This window comes from Caulobacter zeae, assembly GCF_002858925.1.
Classification (GTDB): Bacteria; Pseudomonadota; Alphaproteobacteria; order Caulobacterales; family Caulobacteraceae; genus Caulobacter; species Caulobacter zeae.
Map to the genome: position 1 here is coordinate 231,060 of NZ_PJRS01000010.1, position 23,381 is coordinate 254,440.

At 69.2% G+C, this 23,381-nt stretch carries 20 protein-coding genes and 1 pseudogene; 12 read left to right on the top strand and 9 right to left on the bottom strand.

Translation table 11 applies throughout. From position 1 onward, the window contains the following. The first annotated feature begins 25 nt into the window (after positions 1-25). From SGCZBJ_RS04630 to SGCZBJ_RS04640, 3 genes are all read left to right on the top strand, one after another. Positions 26-1,312 (top strand): adenylosuccinate synthase, encoded by a 1,287-nt coding sequence (locus SGCZBJ_RS04630; RefSeq protein ID WP_101716846.1) that lies wholly within the window; start codon positions 26-28, stop codon positions 1,310-1,312. 287 nt (positions 1,313-1,599) lie between these two features. Next, complete coding sequence (locus SGCZBJ_RS04635; protein WP_101716847.1) at positions 1,600-2,745, top strand: hypothetical protein; 1,146 nt, start codon at positions 1,600-1,602, stop codon at positions 2,743-2,745. A gap of 144 nt (positions 2,746-2,889) precedes the next feature. Continuing rightward, positions 2,890-3,648, top strand: a complete 759-nt coding sequence (locus SGCZBJ_RS04640; protein ID WP_101716886.1) for a response regulator transcription factor — start codon at positions 2,890-2,892, stop codon at positions 3,646-3,648. Between the two features lie 270 nt (positions 3,649-3,918). Here the strand turns inward: SGCZBJ_RS04640 and SGCZBJ_RS04645 are convergent, their stop codons facing one another. From SGCZBJ_RS04645 to SGCZBJ_RS04670, 6 genes are all read right to left on the bottom strand, one after another. Next, on the bottom strand, positions 3,919-6,207 hold the full coding sequence (locus SGCZBJ_RS04645) for a TonB-dependent receptor plug domain-containing protein (RefSeq protein WP_101716848.1): 2,289 nt from the start codon (positions 6,205-6,207) through the stop codon (positions 3,919-3,921). A 235-nt stretch (positions 6,208-6,442) separates the two neighbouring features. After that, positions 6,443-7,093: a ribosome biogenesis GTP-binding protein YihA/YsxC gene (gene yihA, locus SGCZBJ_RS04650; RefSeq protein WP_101716849.1), complete on the bottom strand. Its 651-nt coding sequence runs from the start codon at positions 7,091-7,093 to the stop codon at positions 6,443-6,445. Beyond that, on the bottom strand, positions 7,093-8,940 hold the full coding sequence (gene yidC, locus SGCZBJ_RS04655; protein ID WP_101716850.1) for a membrane protein insertase YidC: 1,848 nt from the start codon (positions 8,938-8,940) through the stop codon (positions 7,093-7,095). Before yidC ends, yihA begins: the two co-directional genes overlap by 1 nt. Before the next feature lie 6 nt (positions 8,941-8,946). Then, complete coding sequence (gene rnpA, locus SGCZBJ_RS04660) at positions 8,947-9,423, bottom strand: ribonuclease P protein component (protein WP_101716851.1); 477 nt, start codon at positions 9,421-9,423, stop codon at positions 8,947-8,949. A 113-nt stretch (positions 9,424-9,536) separates the two neighbouring features. Then, positions 9,537-9,671 carry a 50S ribosomal protein L34 gene (gene rpmH, locus SGCZBJ_RS04665; protein WP_012284717.1) on the bottom strand — a complete coding sequence of 45 codons (135 nt, stop codon included), beginning with the start codon at positions 9,669-9,671 and terminating at the stop codon, positions 9,537-9,539. Between the two features lie 139 nt (positions 9,672-9,810). Then, entirely contained in the window at positions 9,811-10,536 is a 726-nt protein-coding gene (locus SGCZBJ_RS04670) for a CPBP family intramembrane glutamic endopeptidase (protein WP_101716852.1), read from the bottom strand. A 144-nt stretch (positions 10,537-10,680) separates the two neighbouring features. On the opposite strand from SGCZBJ_RS04670, the gene SGCZBJ_RS04675 reads away from it, so the two are divergent. Next, positions 10,681-11,352 carry a hypothetical protein gene (locus SGCZBJ_RS04675; protein ID WP_101716853.1) on the top strand — a complete coding sequence of 224 codons (672 nt, stop codon included), beginning with the start codon at positions 10,681-10,683 and terminating at the stop codon, positions 11,350-11,352. Between the two features lie 4 nt (positions 11,353-11,356). On the opposite strand, the gene SGCZBJ_RS04680 is transcribed toward SGCZBJ_RS04675, so the two are convergent. Further along, positions 11,357-12,103 (bottom strand): hypothetical protein, encoded by a 747-nt coding sequence (locus tag SGCZBJ_RS04680; protein WP_101716854.1) that lies wholly within the window; start codon positions 12,101-12,103, stop codon positions 11,357-11,359. Between the two features lie 211 nt (positions 12,104-12,314). On the opposite strand from SGCZBJ_RS04680, the gene SGCZBJ_RS04685 reads away from it, so the two are divergent. Next, complete coding sequence (locus tag SGCZBJ_RS04685) at positions 12,315-13,931, top strand: sensor histidine kinase (protein WP_101716855.1); 1,617 nt, start codon at positions 12,315-12,317, stop codon at positions 13,929-13,931. On the opposite strand, the gene SGCZBJ_RS04690 is transcribed toward SGCZBJ_RS04685, so the two are convergent. Beyond that, a complete protein-coding gene (locus SGCZBJ_RS04690; RefSeq protein ID WP_101716856.1) occupies positions 13,928-14,692 on the bottom strand; it encodes a DeoR/GlpR family DNA-binding transcription regulator in 765 nt (254 codons plus the stop codon). The two genes, SGCZBJ_RS04685 and SGCZBJ_RS04690, sit on opposite strands and share 4 nt — an antisense overlap. A 73-nt stretch (positions 14,693-14,765) precedes the next feature. On the opposite strand from SGCZBJ_RS04690, the gene SGCZBJ_RS04695 reads away from it, so the two are divergent. Then, positions 14,766-15,353, top strand: a complete 588-nt coding sequence (locus SGCZBJ_RS04695) for an NUDIX domain-containing protein (protein WP_101716857.1) — start codon at positions 14,766-14,768, stop codon at positions 15,351-15,353. A 108-nt stretch (positions 15,354-15,461) separates the two neighbouring features. After that, positions 15,462-16,517 (top strand): DUF2855 family protein, encoded by a 1,056-nt coding sequence (locus tag SGCZBJ_RS04700; protein WP_101716858.1) that lies wholly within the window; start codon positions 15,462-15,464, stop codon positions 16,515-16,517. On the opposite strand, the gene SGCZBJ_RS04705 is transcribed toward SGCZBJ_RS04700, so the two are convergent. Further along, positions 16,514-17,356 (bottom strand): tetratricopeptide repeat protein, encoded by an 843-nt coding sequence (locus SGCZBJ_RS04705; protein ID WP_101716859.1) that lies wholly within the window; start codon positions 17,354-17,356, stop codon positions 16,514-16,516. The genes SGCZBJ_RS04700 and SGCZBJ_RS04705 overlap by 4 nt on opposite strands. 86 nt (positions 17,357-17,442) lie before the next feature. Between SGCZBJ_RS04705 and SGCZBJ_RS04710 the strand changes: the two genes are divergently transcribed. The 5 genes and pseudogenes from SGCZBJ_RS04710 to SGCZBJ_RS04730 all read left to right on the top strand — a co-directional run bounded on the left by SGCZBJ_RS04710 (position 17,443) and on the right by SGCZBJ_RS04730 (position 23,268). Further along, complete coding sequence (locus SGCZBJ_RS04710; RefSeq protein WP_101716860.1) at positions 17,443-18,861, top strand: leucyl aminopeptidase family protein; 1,419 nt, start codon at positions 17,443-17,445, stop codon at positions 18,859-18,861. Next, on the top strand, positions 18,861-19,691 hold the full coding sequence (locus SGCZBJ_RS04715) for a C40 family peptidase (protein WP_101716861.1): 831 nt from the start codon (positions 18,861-18,863) through the stop codon (positions 19,689-19,691). Before SGCZBJ_RS04710 ends, SGCZBJ_RS04715 begins: the two co-directional genes overlap by 1 nt. A gap of 142 nt (positions 19,692-19,833) precedes the next feature. Continuing rightward, complete coding sequence (locus SGCZBJ_RS04720; RefSeq protein ID WP_101716862.1) at positions 19,834-21,999, top strand: TonB-dependent receptor; 2,166 nt, start codon at positions 19,834-19,836, stop codon at positions 21,997-21,999. Beyond that, positions 21,909-23,089: pseudogene (locus SGCZBJ_RS04725) on the top strand (PepSY-associated TM helix domain-containing protein). Before SGCZBJ_RS04720 ends, SGCZBJ_RS04725 begins: the two are co-directional and overlap by 91 nt. Further along, complete coding sequence (locus tag SGCZBJ_RS04730) at positions 23,086-23,268, top strand: hypothetical protein (protein WP_165799240.1); 183 nt, start codon at positions 23,086-23,088, stop codon at positions 23,266-23,268. The pseudogene SGCZBJ_RS04725 and the gene SGCZBJ_RS04730 overlap by 4 nt, the downstream one beginning before the upstream one ends. Positions 23,269-23,381 lie beyond the last annotated feature (113 nt).

The window sequence follows — 23,381 nt, forward strand, 5'->3', positions numbered from 1 at the left end:
GCAGGTGACAAGGCATATCTCTATCATGGCCAACGTGACCGTCGTGGGCGCCCAGTGGGGCGACGAGGGCAAGGGCAAGATCGTCGACTGGCTCTCCAACCGGGCCGACGTCGTCGTGCGCTTCCAGGGCGGCCACAACGCCGGCCATACGCTGGTAGTGGACGGCAAGGTCTACAAGCTAGCCCTGCTGCCGTCGGGGGTCGTGCAAGGCAAGACCTCGGTCATCGGCAATGGCGTCGTGGTCGACCCGTGGCACCTGCTGACCGAGATCGGCAAGATCGCCGACCAGGGCGTCAACATCACCCCCGACCTGCTGGTGCTGGCCGACAACGCCACCCTGATCCTGCCGCTGCACCGCGACCTGGACCAGGCACGTGAAGCCGCCTCCAGCCAGAAGATCGGCACCACCGGCCGCGGCATCGGCCCGGCCTATGAAGACAAGGTCGGCCGCCGCGCCATCCGCGTCGCCGACCTGGCCGATCCCGAAGCCCTGAAGCCGAAGATCGAGCGCCTGCTCAGCCACCACGGCGCCCTGCGTCGCGGCCTTGGCCTGCCGGACGCCGACGCCGGCCAGCTGTTCGACCAGCTGATGGAGATCGCCCCGCAGATCCTCGCCTACGCCCAACCGGCCTGGCGGGTGCTGGACCAGGCCAAGAAGGCCGGCCGGCGCATCCTGTTCGAAGGCGCGCAAGGCGCCCTGCTAGACGTCGACCACGGCACCTATCCGTTCGTCACCTCGTCCAACACCGTCGCCGGCCAGGCCGCCGCCGGTTCGGGCATGGGCCCCAAGGGCCCGGGCTACGTGCTGGGCATCGTCAAGGCCTACACCACCCGCGTCGGCGAAGGCCCGTTCGCCTGCGAACTCTCCGACGAGGTCGGCAAGCACCTGGCCACGGTCGGCCGCGAGGTCGGCGTCAACACCGGCCGTCCGCGCCGCTGCGGCTGGTTCGACGCGGTGCTGGTGCGCCAGTCGGTGGCCATCAACGGCATCGACGGCATCGCCCTGACCAAGCTGGACGTGCTGGACGGCCTTGAGACCCTGAAGATCTGCGTCGGCTACAAGATCGGCGACAAGGTCGTCGACTACCTGCCGGCCGGCATGCGCGACCAGGCCGCCGCCGAGCCGATCTACGAGGAGATGGAAGGCTGGAGCGAAAGCACCGCCGGCGCCCGCTCGTTCAAGGACCTCAACGCCAACGCCATCAAGTATGTGCGCCGCGTCGAGGAACTGATCGGCGCCCCGGTGGCCCTGCTGTCGACCAGCCCCGAGCGCGACGACACCATCCTGATGAGGGATCCGTTCGAGGGGTGATTTGCTGACGCTCCCCCTGAAGGGGGAGGATCTTGAGCGAGAAACCTCCCCCTGTGGGGGAGGCGGCCGAAGGCCGGTGGGGGGCCGTTATCAGCCTCCACCGACCTTCGCCGATTTCGCAAACTCCCCCACCGATCGCTGCGCGATCGCCTCCCCCGTAGGGGGGTTCCTTACAAAGCCGGCGCTCCCGCCATCCGCTAATCCCCATTCCGGGGACTACCTGCGGTCACGGTTAGCGTTTGTTTAGTCCGCCAACGCTACAACTTCCCCCGTAACCAAGGGGGCTCCTGATCTTGTCCGCGCGCCGAAAGCTCGCTCCCGTCCGCAAGCCGGACCGCCTGACGCGCAGCCTGCGCGCCCTGGAGCGCACCGCGTCGACCAGTCGGGTGCTGAACCTGCTGGCCATCGCCGCCGACAGCAGCCAGCGGCCCGAATATTCCCAGCACCCGCTGTTTCGCAACCGGGTCCTCAACAACGCGCTGATCGTCAAGCACCGCCTGCGCAGCGACGACCTCTTCCTGTTCGACGAGGCGCGCCCGACGGCGACCAAGATCATCATCCCGTTCGAGCGCAGCGACCTGTCGCTGGGCGGCCAGTCGTTCTTCGTGGGCCAGCGCGGCTGGATCGACCTGCTGCGCGAGGCCTGCAACGACCCGTCGGACATGACGCGGGACCTGGCCACGCTGCGCATGATCGACATGCTGCCGTCGCTGGACCCGTTCCTGCTGCGCGAGCACCTGCGCCGCCACGGCATGATCGTGGCCCCCTGCTACTTCGCCCTGTCGCCGAGCGACCTGGAGCAGATGCAGGGCTTCGTGGCCGTCGAGATTTCGCGGCTGATCGACCTGGCCTACCGCGACAGCGGCCGGGTCAACGGCGCGGCCGCCGCCCGCCTGGTCGAGGCCTTGCTGTCCACCGACGTCGACGAGCGGCTGGAGCCGCTGCGCGAGACCCTGGTGCTGGAAGGCGAGAGCTTCAAGGAGGGCGTCTTCAGCTGGAAGGGCTTCCTCTATTACAAGTGGATGCTCACGCGCCTGTGGCCGCAGCTGACCGCCACGGCCGGCGAAATCGGCCAGATGGTCATCACCGGCGCCCGCGAGGCCGAGACGGCCCGCTATGTCGACGACGCCCGCAAGCGCCTGCAGCAGGGCGTGGTGCTGGAACGCGCCGCGGTGCTGCGCACCATCAAGGTCTATGACGACGCCTTCGAGGACCTGATCGACAACGGCAAGCCCCAGGCCTTCCGCGAGTTCCTGCTGCGCGCGCCCGACATGTTCCTGTCCCTGGGCGAGAAGGTCGGGGTGATCTCGCACATCGCCAGCTTCTGGCGCTATCGCTTCCCGGAGGGCCAGCCGGCCATCGTCGACGTGGAAGAAGCCGTCGACATCCTGCAGGACTTCGACTCCGGGCTGTCGGCCTCGCTGGCGGTCTAGGCAAGGCGAACTGACGCACAGGTCGCCTCCGGATCATCAAGCGGTTTTTTACCCTCCTTGGGGTAAGAGTCGGGTTCGATCCTCTGGAGACCCCGCCCCGTGTTCGACGGCAACCCTCGCACCCTGCAGCGCATCGCCGCCAAGATGCAGCGCGTGCTGGTCGTCGACCCGAGCACGGCCGCCGTCCGCCTGCTGGGCGACCAGCTGCGCCACGTGGGCAATGTGCAGGTCTTTTCCGCCCCGACCATCGAGCAGGGCTGGGGGATGGTGCGCACCGTCGACCCGCAGATGATCTTCGTCGAGCATTCCAGCGCAGGCGTCGACGGCCTGGCCCTGGCCAAGAAGATCCGCCGCAGCGATCTGGCCTGCCGCCAGGCCCCGATCATCATGTGCACCGCCGAGGCCACCGCCGAGGCGATCTTCGGCGCTCGCGACGCCGGCATCCATGAATTCATGCGCAAGCCGTTCACAATCAAGGACCTGGAACGGCGCCTGGAAGCAGTGACGCTGAAGCCGCGGGACTGGGTGGAGGCCGTGCAATATGTCGGTCCCGACCGCCGCCGCTTCAACTCGGCCGAATACAAGGGCCCGCGCAAGCGCAAGGCCGACGCGGCCGGCACGCCCGCCGCCCGCCTGTCCCAGGCCCTGCGTATCGTCAAATCCGCCGCCCAGTCGCTGGACAGCGATCCGGCCCAGGCCCGCCGCGCCCTGGCCGCCCAGGCAGCCGAACTGCGCGCCGTCGGCGAGGCGGTGAAGGAACCGCGCCTGATCGAGGCCGCCAACGCGCTCAGCGCCATGACCCAGGTCGAGGTCACCGGCGCCATGGCCCGCGCCGAACTGGTCAAGCGCATCGACGTGCTGATGGGCTTCATGACCGACGAAGGCAACGGCCGCGCGGCCTAGCGACTTTTGCTCCTCCCCTGTGAAACGGGGGAGGTGGCGCGGCGCTACCAGCGCCGTGACGGAGGGGGCGACCGCCGCCTCGGCGCCCAGTCTCGCCCCCTCCACCACTTCGTGGTCCCCCTCCCCCGCAAGCGGGGGAGGGGCGCCTAAACGAGAAACGCCGCGAAAGCCGATCAGCTTTCGCGGCGTCTTGCTTTTGAGAGACCCCTCATCCGTCGGCTTTCGCCGACACCTTCTCCCGCAAGGGGAGAAGGGTCTCGCATCGTCCGATCAGAACGCCATGCGGGCGATCAGCTGGAACACCGGGCCGGCCTGCTCGCGCTCGAGTTCGTACTCGTCGAAGCTGCGGTCGAGCTGGTCCTCGATGGTGGTGAACTTGTTGAAGCTCTCCTTCTTGGAGGCGTCCAGCAGGTTCGAGCCGGTCAGGCGGATGGTGATGTCCTTGCCGATGCGCTTCTCGACGAACATCTCCAGGTCGCCGCCATAGGTGGTGGTGACTTCCTCGCCGACGACGCGGCTGTAGGCCTCGCCCTGCTTGCGGTAGGTCACGCCGAACGAGGCGCCCCAGGTCGGCAGGTCCTGGATGAAGCCGACGTTCAGCACGTAGTCCGACTGGCTGTTGAACTTGCGCGAGCCGAACTCGTCGTCGATGTCGCTGTCCAGCCACGAGTAGTTCAGGAACACGCCGGTGTTCTCGAGGCCGATGACGGTCAGCGGGGTCGAGAGGTCGAACTCGATACCCCAGACCTTGCCGTCGCCGGCGTTGCGCGCCGAGTAGACGAAGGTGCCGTCGCCTTCGCTGCCTTCGTCGCCCGTGTTGTAGAGCTCCAGCAGGTCGTTGACCTTGCGGTAGAAGACATTGACGCCAGCGACGCCCGCGCGGCCCAGGCGGCGCTCATAGCCGACGTCCAGGCCCCAGGCCGTTTCCGGCTTCAGGGTGGGCACGCCGATGAAGTCGTTGTCGCCCAGTTCGGCTTCCAGGGTCGCCGGCGACAGGTACTCGAAGCTGGGACGGCGGACCGTGCGGGCCGTGGCGGCGTAGAACTGGTCGCTGGCCGTCAGGTTGTAGCGCACCGAGGCCGACGGCAGCAGGATCTTGTAGTCGGCGTCGTAGGTGTCGCCCGAGGTGCGGTCCTCGATCGAGACGTCGGTGGTCTCGTAGCGCAGGCCCGCTTCCCATTTCAGCGCGCCGGACTTGCCCGACAGCATCACGTAGGGGTCCAGGCGGGTCTGCTCGAAGGTCGAGTCGCCGCCGGCGATCGGGGCATAGGCGCCGAAGGCGGGCGGGTTGGCCTGGGGCAGGTTGTAGCGGTTGCGCGGAACCTCGGTGAAGTAGGTGTCGCGTTCCTTCTTCTCGTACTGCAGGCCGAACTCCAGTTCGGCGCCGAACGACAGGTCACGCTCGTGCTCGAGCTTGGCCGAGACCTCGGTGTCGTCGATGTCGCGGCGCGACTTGTCGCGGGTGATGCGGTCGCCGTCCGGGAACGGGATCGCGTCGCGCAGGTACTCGATCTCGTCCTCGAACTCGTCTTCCTTGCCCTTGAAGCCGGCGTAGCCGAGCTTCACCGAGGTGCGGCCGCCCAGCATGTCGCGCTTGTACTTGCCGGTCAGCGACCAGCTGTCCTGGTCGATCTGGACGTCGTTGTTGTTGATCGTCTGGATGTTGGCGTTGGTGCGGATGTCCTTGGCGTACTCGATCGAGTCCTCGTCCTGCGTGCGGTCGGTGCGGACGAAGAAGCCGGCCAGCGACAGGTCCCCCCCGGCCACCGGAACCTGGTAGCTGGCGTTGACCGAATAGTCGGTGCCGTTGCGGGTGTCGGTCTGGACCTCGCTGTTGTCGAGCGTGCCGTTCGGCTCGTCGTAGCGCAGGCTGGTCTTGAGCTTGGGATTGCGACGGCCCTGCAGGTTGGCGCCGATCAGCAGGCGGCCGGGGCCGACCTGACCGCCCCACACGCCGCCGACGGTCTCGCGGATGCGCTTGTCGTCGAACATCATCGCGCCGGCGCGGACGAAGCCGCCATCCAGGGCGTAGGCGTCGCGCAACACGATGTTGATGGCGCCGGCGACGGCGTCGCCGCTGCGGTTGGCGCTGGCGCTACGGACGATCTCGATGCGCTCGATCAGCTCGGCCGGGATGCGGTCGACGAAGAACGAGCCGTCGGCGCCGGCGCCGAACGCGCCCGAGCCCGAACCGGCGCCCGGGACCTTCTCGCCGTTGATCAGGATCTGGGTATAGGCCGGGTCGAGGCCGCGCAGGCGCACGCCGTCCGATTCCAGCACGTCCGACAGGAAGGCCACCGAGGGCACGCGCTTGAGAGCGTCGCCGGCGCTGAGCGGCTCGAAGCGCTGGAAGTAGTCGAGGCCGTACTCCAGGACCGGAGCGGTCTCCTCGGTGCGGTTGCGATAGGCGATGCCGGCCTGGACGACCACTTCGGAAGCGGTGACCGGTTCTTCGGCGGCGGTGGCGATCGGGGCGTCGGCCAGGTCGGCGGCCGCGGCCTGGGCGGCGAGCGCCAGCGGAGCGATGGCGCACAGCGCCAGCAGAGCGGTCTTCTTCATCGGAACATCCCCACGGACACTCCGCGCCATCGGCCCGACACCGGGGGACACGGGTGTTCTTGTCGGGGGAGGGCATAGTTTCGCCACAACTCTTGAGCCAGAGAAGTTTCGGCGACAGTTTTATTGCGGTTTTATGTAGATGCGCGGATGATCCGTGCGCGGATCATAACGGCGCCTTCACCCGCCAAGGAACCTCCCCTGTGGGGGAGGTCCCGAAGGCTGGCGACGGCGCCGTCTAGCTCAGGCAGGTGCGCTGGATCTCGGCCCGCAGTTCCGGCAGGCCCAGCCCCTTTTCCGACGAGGTGGCGATCACCCGCGGGAAGGCGGCCGGGCGCTTGGCGATGGCCTTCAGCGTGTCGGCCACGACCTTGTCGACCTCGGGCGGCTTGATCTTGTCGGCCTTGGTCAGGACGATCTGGTAGGACACCGCCGAGATGTCGAGCGCGTCCATGGCCTCGGCGTCGACCTTCTTGAGGCCGTGGCGCGCGTCGATCAGCAGGTAGACCCGCTTGAGGTTCGGGCGGCCGCGCAGGAACTGGCGGCCCAGGTCCTGGAACTTGCTGGCCGTCGAGCGCGAGACGCGCGCGAAGCCGTAGCCCGGCAGGTCGACGAGCCGCAGCTGCTCGGCCAGCAGGAAGAAGTTCAACTCGCGCGTGCGGCCCGGCTCGTTGGAGGCGCGGGCCAGGTACTTCTGGCCGACGAGGCCGTTGATCAGGCTCGACTTGCCGACGTTGGAGCGGCCGGCGAAGGCCACTTCCGGCAGGTCGGCGGGCGGCAGGCCGTCCATGCGGACGGCCCCCATCATGAACGAGACCGGCTGGGCGAACAGCACCCGGGCCGCCTCGATCTCCTCGTCAGAGTAGAGAGGCTCGATCGGATCGGTCATCAGGTCGCCGTCGCTGACTTGCCGGTCAGCCGGCCGATGATCTTGTCGATCGGGTTCTCGACCTTGTAGCGGCGCATGATGATGTACTGCTGGATGATCGTCAGCACGTTGCTCCAGCACCAGTAGATCACCAGGCCGACGGCGAAGCCCGACAGCGTGAATGTGAAGATGATCGGGAACAGCTGGAAGATCTTCTGCTGCATCGGGTCGCCGGCCGGCGGGTTCATCGCCGTGGTCAGCCACATGGTGAAGCCGTAGAGCAGCGGCCACACGCCCAGGTGAGCGATCATGGCGCCGACGAAGGGCAGCATGCCCGGATCCCACGGGATCAGGCCGAACAGGTTGAAGATGGTGGTCGGATCCGGCGCCGACAGGTCCTGGATCCAGCCGAAGAACGGCGCGTGCCGCATTTCGATGGTCACCGTCAGCACCTTGTACAGCGAGTAGAACACCGGGATCTGGATCAGCATGGGCACGCAGCCCATGAACGGGTTGATCTTCTCCTTGGCGTACAGCGCCATCATCTCCTGCTGCTGCTTGGCGGGGTCTTCCTTGTGCTTGGCGCGCAGCTTCTCGACCTCGGGGGCGACCTTCTTCATCTTCGCCATCGACTCGTAGCTCTTGTCCGCCAGCGGATAGAGCAGGAGCTTCAGGGTCACGGTCAGCAGCATGATGGCGATGCCGAAGTTGCCGACCAGCTTGTAGAAGACCTCCAGCACGTTGAAGATCGGGCGGGTGATCAGGGCGAACATGCCCCAGTCCACGGCCCATTCGAAACGCGGGATGGCCTGGGCCTTCTTGTCCCAGAACTGCCACCAGGCCGGGGTCTGGCCTTCGCCGTACTCGTACTTGCGCAGCAGCGGCACGGTCTTGGCGCCGGCGAACAGGCGGGTCGTCTCGGTGACGGCCTGGCCCGGGTTCACGGTCTTGGCGACGGCGGCGAAGTTGGCTTCGTAGACGTCCACGCCGCCGACGGGGGTGACGTTGTACTGGGCGTTGATACGCTCGTTCTGGGTCGGGATCAGGGCCGTCAGCCAGTACTTGTCGGTGATGCCGGTCCAGCCGCCGACCGAAGTGATGGTCTGCTGCGGCTTGTCCTTCTTCCACTTCTGGTACTTGGACTGCTCGAGCTTGTAGTCCTTCTCGCCCAGCATGCCGATCGCCCCTTCGTGGACGATGTGGTTCTTGCCGAGGTCGGCCGGGACGCCCCAGCGGCGCACCGAGGCGTAGGGCGTGATCGACACCGGCTGGCCGCCGTTGTTGCGGACGCTGTCGGTGACGGTGAACATGGCGTCGGCGTCGACGGCGATGGTGCGGTTGAACACCAGGCCCGCGCCGTTGTCATAGGTCAGGGTGACGGGCGAGCCCGGACGCAGGGTCTGGCCCGGCGCGGCGGTCCACACCGTGTCCTGGCCCGGCATGGCGCCGAGGTTCTGGCCGCTCCAGCCGAACAGCGTGAAGAACGCGTTCTCCGCGCCGGCGGGGCGCAGCAGCTCGACCGGCGGCGAGGCCTTGTCGGTGGTCTGGCGATAGCGCTTGAGCAGCAGGTCGTCGACGCTGCCGCTCTTCAGCGAAACCGAGCCCGACAGGGTCGGGGTGTCGATCGGGATGCGCGGGCTGGCGGCCTTGGCCGCTTCGCGCGACAGCTTGATCGGCTGCGGCTTGCCGTCCGGTCCGATGGCCATGCCCGGATTGGCGGCGGCGGCCTGAGCCTCGGCGGCCTTCTTGGCGCGCGCGGCGGCTTCCTGCTTCTTCTGGTTCGGGCCCAGCACGAAGAATTGGTAGCCGATCAGGATCGCCAACGCGCTGACGATGAAGACCAGCGTGTTCTTGTTGTCGTTCTGCATTGAGACTTAACCGGGATCGGAGGGTTCGGGCGCTTGCGCGTGCGAAGAGGGTGAGGCGGGCGCGGGAGAGATAGCCCCAGATTGGGCAGGCTTGCTCCCGCGGTCGATTTCGGCCGCGAGGCTTATCAGCGCGGCTTTTACATCGTCAAGCAAACGCCCCCAGGGCCGCGAGCGCGTGCCGCCGCGAGCGATGAACACATAGTCGCAACCGGGGCGTCCATGAAGGGGCAGAAGCAGCCTGGCCGCCTCTCGAAGGCGTCTTTTGGCGCGATTTCGCTCCACCGAGCCGCCGACCTTCTTGGAGGCGGTGAAGCCGACCCGGATCAGGGCGTTCTCGTCGGACCGCGGGCGCAGTTGCATGAAGACGGCGCCGCGTGACAGCGAGGGCGCCTTGGCGGCCTTGAGGAAGTCGGCGCGCACCTTGAGGCGCTCGATCTTCGGCCCCTTCTGCGGGGCGGCGGCCGAAACTTGGGAATCGGTCATGAAAAAAGCCGCCCTTTCCGGCGCAGGCTGTAGGCCTGGTTCTGGGAAGGGGCGGCTTTTGTCATGTCGTACGATCCTGCCGAAGCAGGAAAGAAGAGCGGGGGACCCCGCTCCTAGGCCGTCAGGCGCTTGCGGCCCTTGGCGCGGCGACGCGCGACGATCTTTTGACCATTCTTGGTGGCCATGCGGGCGCGGTAGCCATGACGGCGGGCTCGCACGAGCTTCGACGGCTGGAATGTCCGCTTCACGACGTGGCTCCGAAACTAATAGCGTTGACGCGAAAGCCGGTTGGCCGCCGCGAGTGAGGGGCGGTGGATAAGCGACGAGCCGGGCGATGTCAACCGCGCAAAAGCGCCGGAAGCTGAGTCAGGCCAAGGGCTTGGGCCGCTAGGTCCGCAGCGCCTGCAATAGCACGAAGGCGAAGATCGACCAGTCCAGGCAGATGTGAGCGACGAACGAGCTCCATACGCTCCTGGTCAGCAGATAGGGAATCGTCAGCACCAGCCGCGCCACGCCGATGATCAGCAGCACCTGGACGACGTTCCAACCGTAGGTCGGCAGGTGCAGCAGGCCGAAGATCATCGCCGATACGACCCAGGCGATCGCAATCGCCACGCCGCGCGGCAGGGCCAGCCGCCGATGGCACAGGGTCAGCACCGCCAGGAAGGGCAGGACAGTCACCAACTCCTCGCCCAGCAGCTGCGGCGCGGTCCCGGCGATGAACACCACCCGCTCCACGGGCTCCAGGTGAAGCAGGATCCCGGCGACGGGATTGGCCTGCGCCAGCCCTCCCTTGCCATAGAAGAACGCCACGACGCCGGAGACCAGCAGCGCCAGCGGCATGAAGGCCAGGCCCAGCAGCAGGTCGCGGACGGTGGGTCGCGGAAACAGCGCCGTCCATACCCTGCCCGCCGCCAGCGCCAGGCCGACCAGGGGCAGGGTCACGAACAGCAAGGGGCCGATAAGGCCGGGCGTCTGGCCCGCCTCGCCGCGAGGGATCAGGATCAGGGCCAGGAAACCGGCGACGCAGCCGCCCAGGGCCAGCGTCCAGCCGAGGCCCGACAAAGCGACGGGCTCGCCGCGGTAGTAGGGAAAGTCGCGCCGGGTGGCCATGCTCGAAGCTCCGCTGTCGCGGGATTAAGGCCCGGCTTCGCGATGCGTGTATAGCGCCCGCCGCGCTCGCGACGGTCGAAAGGCTGGAAAGCCGCCGAACGCCGCTGCTATCACCGGCGGGAGCGACGAACGAGGCGCAACGACGTGGACCTGCTGAAGATCCTGAGAAGCTTCGAAGAACTGCTCTTCGAAGCCATGACCTGGCTCTACTTCTACCCCCGCACCATGCTGCGGATCGTGACCCGCCCCCTGACCGCCATGGCCTATTCCGATCGCGAAGAGGGCCAGCCGGAGGGCGAGCGCTATGACGACTCGCTAAGTCCGCCGGTGCTGCTGATCATCACCCTTGTGATCGCCAACGCCCTGGCCTGGGCGCTGCACGCGCCGCAACCGCAGGGGGCCACGCCCCTGGCCAAGGCGGTCTTCGACTCCCAGCAGAACCTGCTGATGTTCCGTTGCCTGCTGTTTGGCATGACGCCGCTGGTCGTCGCCCTGACCCTGCTGAGCAAACAGGGCCACGCCGTCTCGCGCCGAACCTTGCGCAAGCCGTTCTACGCCCAGTGCTACCTCGCCGCGCCGACTGCCCTGTGCGTTTCGCTGGGCCTGGTGGCCGTGCAGCGCGGCGGGACGGCCTGGAGCGCGGCGGGCGGCGCCTTGATCCTGGCCGCGACCGCGTGGCTGATCCTCACCGAAGGCCGCTGGCTGTCGAAACACCTGAAGATCAGCAAGGCGCGCGCGACCGTCATGGCCATCGCCGCCCTGGCGCGCGCCCTCTTCTACATGCTGCTGATCGTGCTGCCGCTGGCCCTGCTGTGACCGCTCAGTAGGGGTTCATCGCCCGCACCTGGCCGCTGGACGAGACCGTGCAGCGCGAGCGGTACGAGCCGGTGGCCATGGTCAGCTCCCAGTCGCCGCGGCCAAGGTCGCGCACGCTGATCGGCACGCTGCTGCCGTAGGGACGGCTCTGGTACTCGTCGGCCCGGCGAGAACAGGCGTCCTGGGCCGCGCGCGGCGCGTTGCGCACGTAGCGCGAGTTGGAGAAGCGGCGGTTGTCGCGCTCGGACTGCCCGGCAAGGTAGCCCTCGTGATAGCCCTCGCTCTCGTGGCGGTCGTCGTAGTCGGAACCGTACATCGCCGCCTGGTAGCCGCGCTCGTATTCGGCGTCGTGGTCGCGGTCGGCGTCGTCGTGCTTCTTCTTGTGGGCCGCCAGGGCCGCGGCCAGGCCGACGATGGCCACGCCCGCCACCACCGCCGAGGCGTCGGAGCCCGAGCTCTTCTTGCGGCACATGTTGCGGGCCTCGACGATGGTCAGGTAGCGGCCGTCGCGGGTGGTGACCTGCACGCACTCGTCGCCGCGCCGCCAGTAGCCGAACTTGGCCGAACCGCCCTCGTCGACGTGGTCCAGCGCATAGCCGCGGGCCTGTAGTTCGGTCTCGCCGCCGGCCGCGCGGGCGCCGACCAGGTCGCGCAGGTTCGATGGGATCTGGGCGCAGGCTGGCGCGGCCGCCGCTCCCGAGATCAGGCCCGCCAGGGCGACGACGGCGACAAGCTGGCGACGGACGGACATGCGGCGGCTCCATGAATATCAGGGGGGTCGCGTGGCGCGCCCCACGATGGGTTGAACCACGATCGATTGACACGGCAAAGACGCAAGGCGCGCAATTTGCGACGGTTCGGCAAGAAATTTCGTCCCGCGTTAAACGGCGATCAAACATGACCGTCTAGGGTCCCGCCTTCTTGTTTTTCCGCCGTCCGCCCAGGCCCTGCAGGAGCGTCTCGTGCCCCAGCGTCCGTTCCGTTTTCTCGACCGTCGGGCCGATCGGCCGGCCGCGTCGAACGAGAACGACGCCGGCTGGCTGCGCTATCGCCACCTCAAGGTCGAGGCGGTTATCTTCCTGCTGGTGCTGGTCACCTTCGCCGCGGTGTTGGGCAAGAGCGCCCTCACCCGCCAGGCGCTGGAACTGACGCCGGGATCGACCCAGTTCGCCGGCTACGCCTTCGCCGACTACGAGACCGGCGGCCGCTCGACCGTGACGCCCGATCCAAACCGGCCGATGGCCTGGTCGTGCGAGATCCGCGCGGGCGTCGCCTATCCCTACTGCGGCTACGGCCTGTTGCTGAACCCGGGCGCCAAGGCCAGGGGGCTCGACTTCTCGCGCTTCCAGACCCTGACCTTGCAGTTGCACTGGCGCGGCGAGGCCGACCGCCTGAAGGTGCTGGTCAAGACCGCTCCTTCGGCCGCCCTGCGCCCGCGGCTGGGCGACCTGGACGTACCGCTGGCGGCCGAGGTCTCGGTCGTCCCGGGCGCCAACACCATCGTCCTGCCGCTCGACCGGCTGGAGCCCGAGCCATGGTGGCTGTCGAGCCACGGGCTGTCGCGCCGCGACGTCGACGCTGAATTCTCCGACGTGCGCGCGATCGCCGTCGCGGTCAGCGGCGCGGCGCCCGGCCCGCTGGCCGTGTCGATGGACGCCGTGCGCGCCGAGGGCGTCCAGCTTTCGGACGAGCAGTGGTACCTGATCATCCTCGGCGTCTGGCTGCTGATGATCGGCGCCTTCCTGGTGCATCGCCTGCTGGGCATGCGCCGCGACTTCGAGGCCCGCCAGCGCCAGCAGGCGGACGAGGCCCTCGCCCTGTCGGACGCCCGCATCGCCGCCGAGACCGCCAACGCCGCCAAGTCGCAATTCCTCAGCCACATGAGCCACGAACTGCGCACGCCGCTGAACGCGGTGATCGGCTACAGCTACTGGCTCAGCCGCGGGAACCTGGATCCCCGGCAACGCACGGCCGTCGACGCCATCCGCTCCAGCGGCGAGCACCTGCTGGCGGTGATCACCGACATTCTCGACCTGGCCAAGATCGAGGCCGGCAAGCTGGACCTGCAACCGGTCGCCTTCGACCTAGCCGCGTGCCTGGCGGAGCTGGACCAGATGTTCCGCCTGCGGGCCGAGGAAAAGGACCTGGCCTTCGCCGTCGCCATGGCCCCCGGCGTCCCGACCCAGATCGTCGCCGATCCCAAGCGGCTGCGGCAGGTGCTGATCAACCTTCTGGGCAACGCCGTGAAATTCACCGACGCCGGCTCGGTCACCCTGCGGGTCGAGCGCCTGGAGGGCGAGGCGGGCGACACGGCGCGCCTCGTCTTCACGGTGGAGGACACCGGTGTCGGCGTCGCGCCCGACCAGCTGGACGCCATCTTCCGGCCGTTCGAGCAGGTCGGCGACGCCTCGCGCCACGCCGGCGGCACGGGCCTTGGCCTCAGCATCACCCGCCAGATCGTCGAGACCATGGGCGGCGAGATCCACGTCGACAGCTCGCCGGGTCAAGGCAGCCAATTCGTGGTGGAGACGAGCGTCGGGCTGGCTCAGGCCCGGCTCGCGCCCCAGCAAATCGCCTAGGGGCGAGCGGCCTCGACCACCCTCGCCCCCGCCGCCCGAACCGGCGCCAGCAGGTCGTCGGGCAGGCGGGGCTCGGTCACCACCGTCCCGATCTCGGCCAACGGCACGATGCCGTAGGGCGAGGCGGCGCCCAGCTTGTCGCGGGTGGCCAGCACGACGGTCTCGGCCGACTGTCGGGCGATGAGACGCTTGATCGTCGCCTCTTCCGGATCACCTGTTGTGGCGCCCGTCTCCGGGTGCAGGCCCGTGACGCCCATGAAGAAGATGTCCGCTCGCACGCGGGCGATCGCCTCGGCGGCGGCCGCGCCAACCGCGACGATCGAATGCTTGAACAGCCGGCCGCCGACCAGTTCGACCTCGACCGACGGATGACGCGCCAGCTCGACGGCGATGCTGGGGCTATGGGTGACGATCCTCGCCCGCAGGTCGCTCGGCAGGCCTCGCGCCAGCTGCGCATTGGTGGTGCCGCCGTCCAGAAAGACGATCTGTCCCGGCTGGATCATGCGCGCTGCCGCCTGGGCCAGAACAACCTTTTCCGCCGTAGCCCGCCCTTCGCGAGCGCCGAAATCGGCGATGGCCGGCGAACTGGGCAAGGCGCCGCCGTGGACACGCTGCAACAGCCCTTCGGCGGCCAGCTCCCGCAGGTCGCGGCGAACGGTGTCCTCCGAGACGCCCAGCTCCTGGCTGAACGGCTTGGCGACCAGCCGGCCGTCGCGCCGCAGCACCCGCAGGATCAGCGCCTTGCGCTCGGATGTCAGCATCTATGCACGAACCTTCTTGACTCTGCATGATATTGCACGAATTTGAACGCCGATCCAGGCCGGGAGTTTCGCCATGAGTATCGCCGATCGCATCCGCGTCGAGGACGTCACCGTGCTGTCCGACGACTGGTACACGCTGAAGAAAACCACCTTCTCGTACCTGCGCGCCGACGGAACCTGGCAGCGGCAGTCGCGCGAGACCTACGACCGGGGCAACGGCGCGACGATCCTGCTCTATGACCCTGCCCGCCGCACCGTCGTGCTGGTCAGCCAGTTCCGCTACCCCGCCTTTGTCAACGGCCACGACGACCTCTTGATCGAGGCGCCGGCGGGCCTGCTCGACGACGCCGACCCCGAGACCCGCATCCGCGCCGAGGTCGAGGAAGAGACCGGCTTTCGCGTCGACAAGGTGCGCAAGATCTTCGACGCCTTCATGAGCCCGGGCTCGGTGACCGAGCGCCTGCACTTCTTCGTCGGCGAATACGGACCGGGCGACCGCGTCTCGGCCGGCGGCGGCGAGATCGACGAGGGCGAGGACATCGCCGTCCAGGAAATGACGATCGAGGACGCCCTGACGATGGTCGACGATGGCGCCATTCGCGACGCCAAGACGATCATGCTGCTGCAGTACGCGGCGCTGCGGATCTTCCCAGCGGGGTAGTAGCCTTCCCTCGTCATCCCCGAGAGAGAGGACAGAATTCAAACAATCGTTTGACTTCCAGCGCCAGCAGCCGCCTACTCCCCCGTCGCTCGACGAGGGAGGCCGGCCATGGCCTGGGATTTTCTGGTCGCCAGGTCCGACCTGCGCCAAACGCGGTTCCAGCCGGCGGATCCACCGCCGCTGGAGGACGGCCAGGTTCGGCTGGCGATCGAGAACTTCGCCCTGACCGCCAACAACGTCACCTACGCCGCCTTCGGCGAGGCCATGCGCTACTGGGACTTCTTCCCCGGCCCCGAGGGCTGGGGTCGGGTTCCGGTCTGGGGTCATGCCCGGGTCGAGGCCTCGGCCCATCCCGAGGTCGCGGTCGGGCGACGGTTCTACGGCTACCTGCCGATGTCGACGCACTTGACGGTGCAGGCCCGCCCCGGTCGCGCGGGCCTCGTCGACACCGCGCCCCACCGCCAGGGCCTGGCGGCCGCCTACAACCACTATCAGGCGTTGGACGACGACCAGGTCCAGGACGACCACCGCGCCCTGCTGCAACCCCTGTTCATCACCTCGTTCCTGATCGAGGACTTCCTCGACGAGCATGGCGGCTTTGGCGCAGCGTCCGTGGTGCTGACCAGCGCCTCGTCCAAGACGGCGATCGGCCTGGCCCACCTGCTGAAGAAGCGCGGGACGTCCAGGGTCGTCGGCCTGACTTCGCCGCGCGGCCGCGCCTTCGTCGAGGGGCTGGGCGTCTACGACCAGGTGCTGGCCTATGACGACCTGCCGGGCGCGACGATCGCTCGTCCGGCGGTCTCCGTCGACTTCGCCGGCGACGCGGACGTGCTGCGGGCCGTGCACGAAACCTTCGGCGAGGATCTGGCCTATTCGATGCTGGTCGGCGGCGCCCACTGGGAAGCCGGCGGCCGCCAGGGCGGCCTGCCTGGCCCCAGGCCGGTGTTCTTCTTCGCGCCCGACCGCATCGCCAAGCGGCGGCAGGACTGGGGGCCTGGCGGGTTCGACGAGCGTTATGGCGAGGCCTGGACCGGCTTCGTCGCCGACGCCCCGCGCTGGCTGCACGCCCGGCGCTCTCAGGGACCCGAGGCGATCGCGGCGGCCTGGCTGGACCAGGTCAACGGCGAGACCCGGCCGGATGTCGGGGTGACGCTGGCGCCCTAGCCGCCGGCCTTGATCGCGCCCCAGGTGCGGGTGGCCGAGCCCTGGCCCAGGGCCGCGCGCAGCCAGGCCAGGTTGTTGTCGACCATCTGGGGCGGCAGATCCTGGCGGGCCATGCGCTCGGCCTCGTCGACACGGCCTTGCAGGCCGACGATCAAGGCCAGGTTCTGGCGGACCTGCACCGTCGAGGACGGCATGGCCACGGCCTTGCGGAGCAGGGTCTCGGCCCCGGCCAGGTCGCCGTGGCCGGCCAGGTACATGGCCAGGTTGGCGGCCGGAGCGGCCTCGTTCGGAGCCAGGGCCACCGCCTGGCGGTGGGCGACAAGCGCCTCGTCGTCGCGCTTGGACTGCTCCAGCGCCACGCCCAGCAAGGATTGCGGACGCCAGTCCTTCGGCGCGGCGGCGGCGGCGGTCCTGGCCGGCTCGATGGCGAAGAAGCCTTCGCCGCGGGCGAGTTGCACGCGCGCCGACTCCAGCAGCGCCTCGACATTGTTGGGATGCGAAACCAGCACGCGGCCGGAAGCAGACGCGGCGTCGTCATAGCGGCCCAGGGCGCGCAAGGCCTGGGACAGCCCCACCCCGGCCTCGGGGTCGCGCGGGTCGGCCTCGAACTCGGCGCTCCAGAAGGCGGCGCGGGCCAGCGGATCCATACGGGCGGCCTCGGCGCGTTCGGCGGCGCCGGCCTTGCGCTGAGCGGCCGACTGGGCGGCCGGCTGGGCGGCGACCGGCGCGCTGGCGGCGATCTTGCCCGCCTTGTCGCCCTTGTCGGCGGCCAGGGCCGGAACGCTCAGCAGAAGAATGGGCGTCAGGACGGTTGCGAGCAGGGCAGGCTTGCGACACATGGAAGGCATGTCTCCGGAAGGTCGGCCGAGCATCGCGCGGCCCCCTCAAGGAATCGTTAAGCATAAATTCGCGAAGGCCCCGGCCCATGACCGAACCCCTGATCACCGCCTCCTCGCGCGGCGCCGCCGACGGCCCCGTGATCCCGGTGCACGCCCTGTGGGAAGACGAACTGGCGGCCTTCCTGGACGCGCGGCCAAGCTTCGTGCGCGGCTTCGCCCAGTTGTCGGACTTCTCGGCCAAGGCCGGCCAGGCGGTGGCCGTGCCCACCCCCGAAGGCGCGCTGGACCGCGTGCTTTTCGGCCTGGGACAACGGGTCAAGGGGACCAAGGCCGACGCCATGGCCTTCCGAGCCCTGCCGGCCAAGCTGCCGGCCGGCGACTATCGCCTGCACGCCGCGCCCGAGGGCCTGGACCCGGCCCAGATCGCCCTGGCCTTCGCCCTGGGGACCTATCGCTTCGACCGCTTCAAGGCGCGCGGCGCAGACGGGGCGCGACGCCTTGTCGCGCCGGACGGCGTCGACCTCGCCGAGGTCCAGGCGATCGCCCACGCCTGCGCCCTGGCCCGCGACATGGTCAACAGCCCGGCCAACGCCATGGGCCCGCGCCAGATCGAGACCATCGCCCGCGAGATCGCCGAGCAGTTCGGCGCCGACTTCTCGGCCGTCGTCGGCGATGAGTTGCTGGAGCAGAACTATCCGGCCGTCCACGCCGTGGGCCGCGCCGCCGTGCCCGAGCGCGCGCCGCGCATGCTCGAGATCCAGTGGGGCGACGAGAAGAACCCCGTCGTGGCCATCGTCGGCAAGGGCGTGGTGTTCGACACCGGGGGCCTCGACATCAAGCCCTCGGCCGGCATGAGGCTGATGAAGAAGGACATGGGCGGCGCCGCCCACGCTCTTGCTCTGGCGCGCATTGTCATGGCCGCCAAGCTGCCGGTGCGCCTGGTCGTGCTGGTCCCGGTGGTCGAGAACGCCATCGCCGGCGACGCCATGCGGCCGGGCGACGTGCTCGACAGCCGCGCGGGACTCACCATCGAGGTCGGCAACACCGACGCGGAAGGCCGCCTGATCCTGGCCGACGCCCTGACACGCGCGGCCGAGCTGTCGCCGGCCCTGACCATCGATCTCGCCACCCTGACCGGGGCGGCTCGCATCGCCCTGGGCCCGCAGGTGATCCCCTTCTACACCCCCGACGACGCCTTGGCCGGGCAGATCGAGGCCGGGGCCCGCAAGGCCGCCGACCCTGTCTGGCGCATGCCGCTGTGGGACGGTTATCGCGAAGCGCTGGAAAGCGACGTCGCCGACCTGAAGAATGACCCCGACGGCTGGGCCCAGGCCGGCTCGGTGACGGCCGCCCTGTTCCTGCAACGCTTCGCCCCGACCACCGGGTCGTGGGTGCACCTCGACATCTTCGCCTGGAACCCCAAGGGCGCGCCCGGCCGTCCCAGCGGCGGCGAGGCCCAGGCCATCCGCGGCCTCTATGCGATGCTGAAGGGCCGGTTCGCCTGATGGATCCGCGCCTCACCCTTGCTCGCCCCGACCTGGCCGACGCCGCCTTGCAGGGCGTGGCGGCCGCCGAGCGCTACGACGCCCCCAAGGCCTGGCAGGTCGCGGTCCCGGCGACGGCCCTGCGCAAGGCCCCGGCCGCCGAGGCCGAGCAATGGACCCAGTTGCTGTTCGGCGAGCGCTTTTCGGTCCTCGACGTGCAGGACGGCTTCGCCTGGGGCCAGGGCGCGCGCGACGGCTATGTGGGCTGGGTGGCCCAGGCTGATCTGGTCCCCCTCGGCGAGCCGGCGACCCACCAGGTGGCGGTGTTGCGGACCTATGCGTTCAGCGAGCCCAACATCAAGTCGCGCCCCGAAGGGCTCTATTCCCTTGCCGCGCTGGTGAGCGTGGAGACCCGCGAGGGCCGCTTCGCCAAGGGCGCGGGCACGGGCTGGTTCATCGAGGCCCACCTGGCGCCGATCGGCCTGGCGAGCGCGGTCGACGCCGCCGAGGTCGCCCTCGGCTTCCTGGGCGCGCCCTACCAGTGGGGCGGGCGGGAGTCGCTGGGCCTGGACTGCTCGGGCCTGGTGCAGCAGGCGCTGGCCGCCACGGGCCGCGCCGCCCCGCGCGACACCGACATGCAGTTCTCGTTCTTCCCGGCGATCGACGAGGCCGAACGCCGGCGCGGCGACCTGGTGTTCTGGAACGGTCACGTGGCCATCCTGCTGGACCGCGACACCATCGTCCACGCCAACGCCCACCACATGGCCGTGGCGATCGAGCCCCTTGCCGAAGCCATCGCCCGCATCGACGCGGCGGGCGTCGGCCAGCCGACCGGGTGGCGGCGGCCGTAGCGTCGCCTACCCGGCACTTACGCAGCCGAAACGCGAGTTGCGGCAACGGGTTACCGGAAAACTCGCCCCGTGAGTGCCCCGTTGTTGTCACGACAGCGCTTTCCCTCTATCGCGACGCATTCTCACCTGTCGGAGAAATACCGTGTCGCCCCGCCTGTCCCTGCTGCTGACCACCGCCCTCCTCGCCCCGCTCGCGGCGAGCCCCGTCCTGGCCCAGGAAGCCGCGCCGACCGCGGTCGAGGAAGTGATCGTCACCGGCTCGCAGGTGCGCCTGCCGCCCGCCTATGCCGGCGGCCAGGTGGCCAAGGGCGCGCGGGTGGGCCTGCTCGGCGCGCTCGACACCATGGACACCCCGTTCTCGGTGACCAGCTACACCGAGGAGCTGATCCGCAACCAGCAGGCCATCAGCATCGGCGACGTGCTGCAGAACGACCCGACGGTGCGCGTCACCAAGGGCTTCGGCAACTTCCAGGAGCTGTACGTGGTGCGCGGCTTTCCCGTGTACTCCGACGACATGACCTATAACGGCCTCTACGGCGTGCTGCCCCGGCAGTTCGTGGCCGCCGAGTTGGTCGAGCGCGTAGACGTGTTCCGCGGCGCAAACGCCTTCCTGAACGGCGCGGCCCCGGGCGGCAGCGGCGTCGGCGGCGCTTTCAACCTCGTGCCCAAGCGGGCCGGCGCCAGCCCGCTGACCCGCGTCACCGCCGGCTGGGACGGCGGCGAGCAGCTCTACGCCACCGCCGACGTGGCCCGCCGCTTCGGCCCTGCCGACGCCTACGGCGCGCGCCTGAACCTGGGCCTGCACGGCCGCGAGACCAATATCGACGGCCAGGACCGCGACCTGAAGGTGGTCGGCCTGGGTCTGGACCGCCGCGGCGAGCGCGCCCGCTTCTCGGCCGACCTCGGCTGGCAGGACCACCACATCGACGCCCCGCGCCCGACCGTCACCCCGGCCGGCGCGATCCCCAAGGCCCCGTCGGCCGGCAAGAACTTCGCCCAGGACTGGACCTATACCGACGAGCGCCAGCTGTTCGGCGCGGCCCGCGGCGAGTTCGACCTGACCGACAACGTCAGCGCCTGGGCCGCGATCGGCGGCCGCAAGGGCAAGGAAGACAACGTCCTGGCCAACCCCACCGCCCAGGCGGACGGCACGATCAGCGCCTATCGCTTCGACAACGTCCGCAAGGACACCGTCGTCTCGGCGGACGCGGGCCTGCGCGCCAAGTTCGAAACCGGCTCGGTGGGCCACAGCATCGTCGCCTCGGTCGCCCAGGTGAACCTGAAGTCGCGCAACGCCTACGCCTTCTCCAGCTTCGCGGGCTTCGCCAGCAACCTCTACACGCCGGTGCAGGTGGCCAGGCCGGCGGCCGACTTCTTCATCGGCGGCTCGCTGTCGGACCCGAACGTCACCGAGCGCTCCAAGACCCGCAGCGTCGCGATCGCCGACACCCTGTCGTTCCTGGACGAGCGCCTGCTGGTCACCGCCGGCGTGCGCTACCAGGAGATCGAGACCCGCTCGTACGACTACAACACCGGCGCGCGCAGCGGGGCCTATGACGGCGACGCCACTACCCCGGCGGTGGCCGTGGTCTACAAGCCGACCGGCCAGGTTTCGCTCTACGCCAACTATGCCCAGGCCCTGATCCCCGGCAAGACGGCCCCAGGCACTGTCAACGGCGTGGTCGTGGCCAACGCCGGCGAGATCCTGTCGCCGTTCCGCGGCGAGCAGACCGAACTGGGCGCCAAGTACGACGCCGGCTCGTTCGGCGGTACGATCAGCCTGTTCCGCACCACCCAGCCCAGCGAGTATTTCGACGCCGCCAGCCGCATCTACAGCGCCGGCGGCGAGCAGAAGAACCAGGGCGCCGAGCTGACCGCCTATGGCGAGCTGACCCCGGGCCTGCGCCTGATCGGCGGCGCGACCTGGGTCGACGCCAAGGTCGAGCGCGCCCTAGACGCCTCGCTGGAAGGCAAGTCGCCGATCGGCGTGCCGGAGTTCCAGACCAACCTCAACGTCGAATACGACGTCGCCGCGCTCGAGGGCCTGACCGTCGAGGGCCGCGCGGTCTACACCGGCTCGCAGGCCGCCAACGCGACCAACACGGTCAAGCTGGGTTCGTGGACCCGCTTCGACATCGGCGCGCGCTACGCCTTCGAGGCCGGCGACCGTCCGATCACCCTGCGCGCCCGCATCGAGAACCTGGCCGACAAGAACCAGTGGGTGGCGGTCGGCGGCTATCCGGGCGCCAACTACCTGACGCTGGGGGCCCCGCGCACCCTGCGCCTGTCGATCACCACGGACTTCTAAGCCCGCGATGAAGCCGTCGACGCTCCGCGCCTGGTCGTGGGTCCACAAGTGGTCGAGCCTGGTCTCGACCCTGTTCCTGCTGATGCTGTGCGTCACCGGCCTGCCGCTCGTGTTCACCCACGAGATCGAGGAGGTCGCGATGCACCAGGCCTGGACGCCGGCCCATCCGGACGGCCCCAGGCTGAGCCTCGACCAAGTGCTGGAGACGGCGCTCGCCCGCAAGCCGGGCGAGGTCGCCGCGTTCATGAGCTTCGACGTCGAACGGCCGGTGGTGAACGTCACCACCGTCCAGCCGGGCAAGTCAGGCTACAGCTTCCAGCCGATCGACCAGACCAGCGGCCATCCCGCCCCCTCGGTCGCCGGCCATCCGGTGATGGAGTTCCTGCTCCAGCTGCACACCGACATGTTCCTGGGCCTGGCGGGGATGCTGTTCCTGGGGGCGATGGGCCTGCTGCTCGTGGCCGCGCTGGTCTCGGGCGTCGTCCTCTACGCCCCGTTCATGCGCAAGCTGCCGTTCGGCGCGGTGCGGGCCCGCAAGGCCGCCCGCACCCGCTGGCTCGACTATCACAACCTCTTGGGCGCGGTGACCCTGGCCTGGGTGCTGGTCGTCGGCGTCACCGGGGTGGTCAACACCCTGGCCACGCCGATCATCGCCTACTGGAAGGACACGGCGCTGAAGGAGCTGACGCAGGCCTATGACAGGCCCGCCCCGACGGGCGAGCGCAGCTCGCTGGCCGCCGCGGTCGAACGCGCCAAGCTGGCCCTGCCGGGCAAGCAGCTGCAGTTCGTGGCCTTCCCCGGCAGCAGCTACTCGACCGACCACCACTATGCGGTGTTCTTCCACGGCGACACGCCGCTGACCGCGCACCTGACCACCCCGGCCCTGATCGACGCCCGCACCGGGGAACTCTCGGCCGTGGCCCCCACGCCCTGGTACGTGAAGACCCTGTCGCTGTCGCAGCCGCTGCATTTCGGCGACTACGGCGGCCTGCCGCTGAAGATCCTGTGGGCGCTGCTCGACCTCGCCACCATCGTGATCCTGGGCTCGGGGGTCTATCTGTGGCTGGTCAAGCGCGGGAGCGTGCAATGAGCCGCCCGCATCTGACCCTCTGGCAGGTGTTCCGCATCCCGGCCGTTGTGGCGGCGCTCAGCCTGTTTGGCCTGGTGGCCGCCCTGCTCGACGACGGGATCTGGGACTGGATCGGCGCGGCGGCGCTGGGCGTGTCGGTCGCGGTGACCGTCTGGGCCCTCGTCGCGCGGCGGCGCTAGCCGATCCGGCGCGGTTCCAAGGAGCGGGCCGCGCGCCCCCGCACGCTTCCCGCTCCCCCGTTGCACCCAGCCCCCCAGCCGGATCACGAACGGTCCGCGCGCCGCGCTCCCCC

Excerpts from the sequence above, each read along its gene's own strand:
- SGCZBJ_RS04730 (WP_165799240.1), top strand. The coding sequence starts at position 23,086 with ATGAGCCGCCCGCATCTGACCCTCTGGCAGGTGTTCCGCATCCCGGCC.
- SGCZBJ_RS04680 (WP_101716854.1), bottom strand. The coding sequence starts at position 12,103 with ATGTCCGTCCGTCGCCAGCTTGTCGCCGTCGTCGCCCTGGCGGGCCTG.
- yidC (WP_101716850.1), bottom strand. The coding sequence starts at position 8,940 with ATGCAGAACGACAACAAGAACACGCTGGTCTTCATCGTCAGCGCGTTG.
- SGCZBJ_RS04715 (WP_101716861.1), top strand. The coding sequence starts at position 18,861 with ATGGATCCGCGCCTCACCCTTGCTCGCCCCGACCTGGCCGACGCCGCC.
- SGCZBJ_RS04710 (WP_101716860.1), top strand. The coding sequence starts at position 17,443 with ATGACCGAACCCCTGATCACCGCCTCCTCGCGCGGCGCCGCCGACGGC.
- SGCZBJ_RS04695 (WP_101716857.1), top strand. The coding sequence starts at position 14,766 with ATGAGTATCGCCGATCGCATCCGCGTCGAGGACGTCACCGTGCTGTCC.
- SGCZBJ_RS04670 (WP_101716852.1), bottom strand. The coding sequence starts at position 10,536 with ATGGCCACCCGGCGCGACTTTCCCTACTACCGCGGCGAGCCCGTCGCT.
- rnpA (WP_101716851.1), bottom strand. The coding sequence starts at position 9,423 with ATGACCGATTCCCAAGTTTCGGCCGCCGCCCCGCAGAAGGGGCCGAAG.
- SGCZBJ_RS04705 (WP_101716859.1), bottom strand. The coding sequence starts at position 17,356 with ATGTGTCGCAAGCCTGCCCTGCTCGCAACCGTCCTGACGCCCATTCTT.
- SGCZBJ_RS04645 (WP_101716848.1), bottom strand. The coding sequence starts at position 6,207 with ATGAAGAAGACCGCTCTGCTGGCGCTGTGCGCCATCGCTCCGCTGGCG.
- SGCZBJ_RS04630 (WP_101716846.1), top strand. The coding sequence starts at position 26 with ATGGCCAACGTGACCGTCGTGGGCGCCCAGTGGGGCGACGAGGGCAAG.
- SGCZBJ_RS04690 (WP_101716856.1), bottom strand. The coding sequence starts at position 14,692 with ATGCTGACATCCGAGCGCAAGGCGCTGATCCTGCGGGTGCTGCGGCGC.
- SGCZBJ_RS04640 (WP_101716886.1), top strand. The coding sequence starts at position 2,890 with ATGCAGCGCGTGCTGGTCGTCGACCCGAGCACGGCCGCCGTCCGCCTG.
- yihA (WP_101716849.1), bottom strand. The coding sequence starts at position 7,093 with ATGACCGATCCGATCGAGCCTCTCTACTCTGACGAGGAGATCGAGGCG.
- SGCZBJ_RS04700 (WP_101716858.1), top strand. The coding sequence starts at position 15,462 with ATGGCCTGGGATTTTCTGGTCGCCAGGTCCGACCTGCGCCAAACGCGG.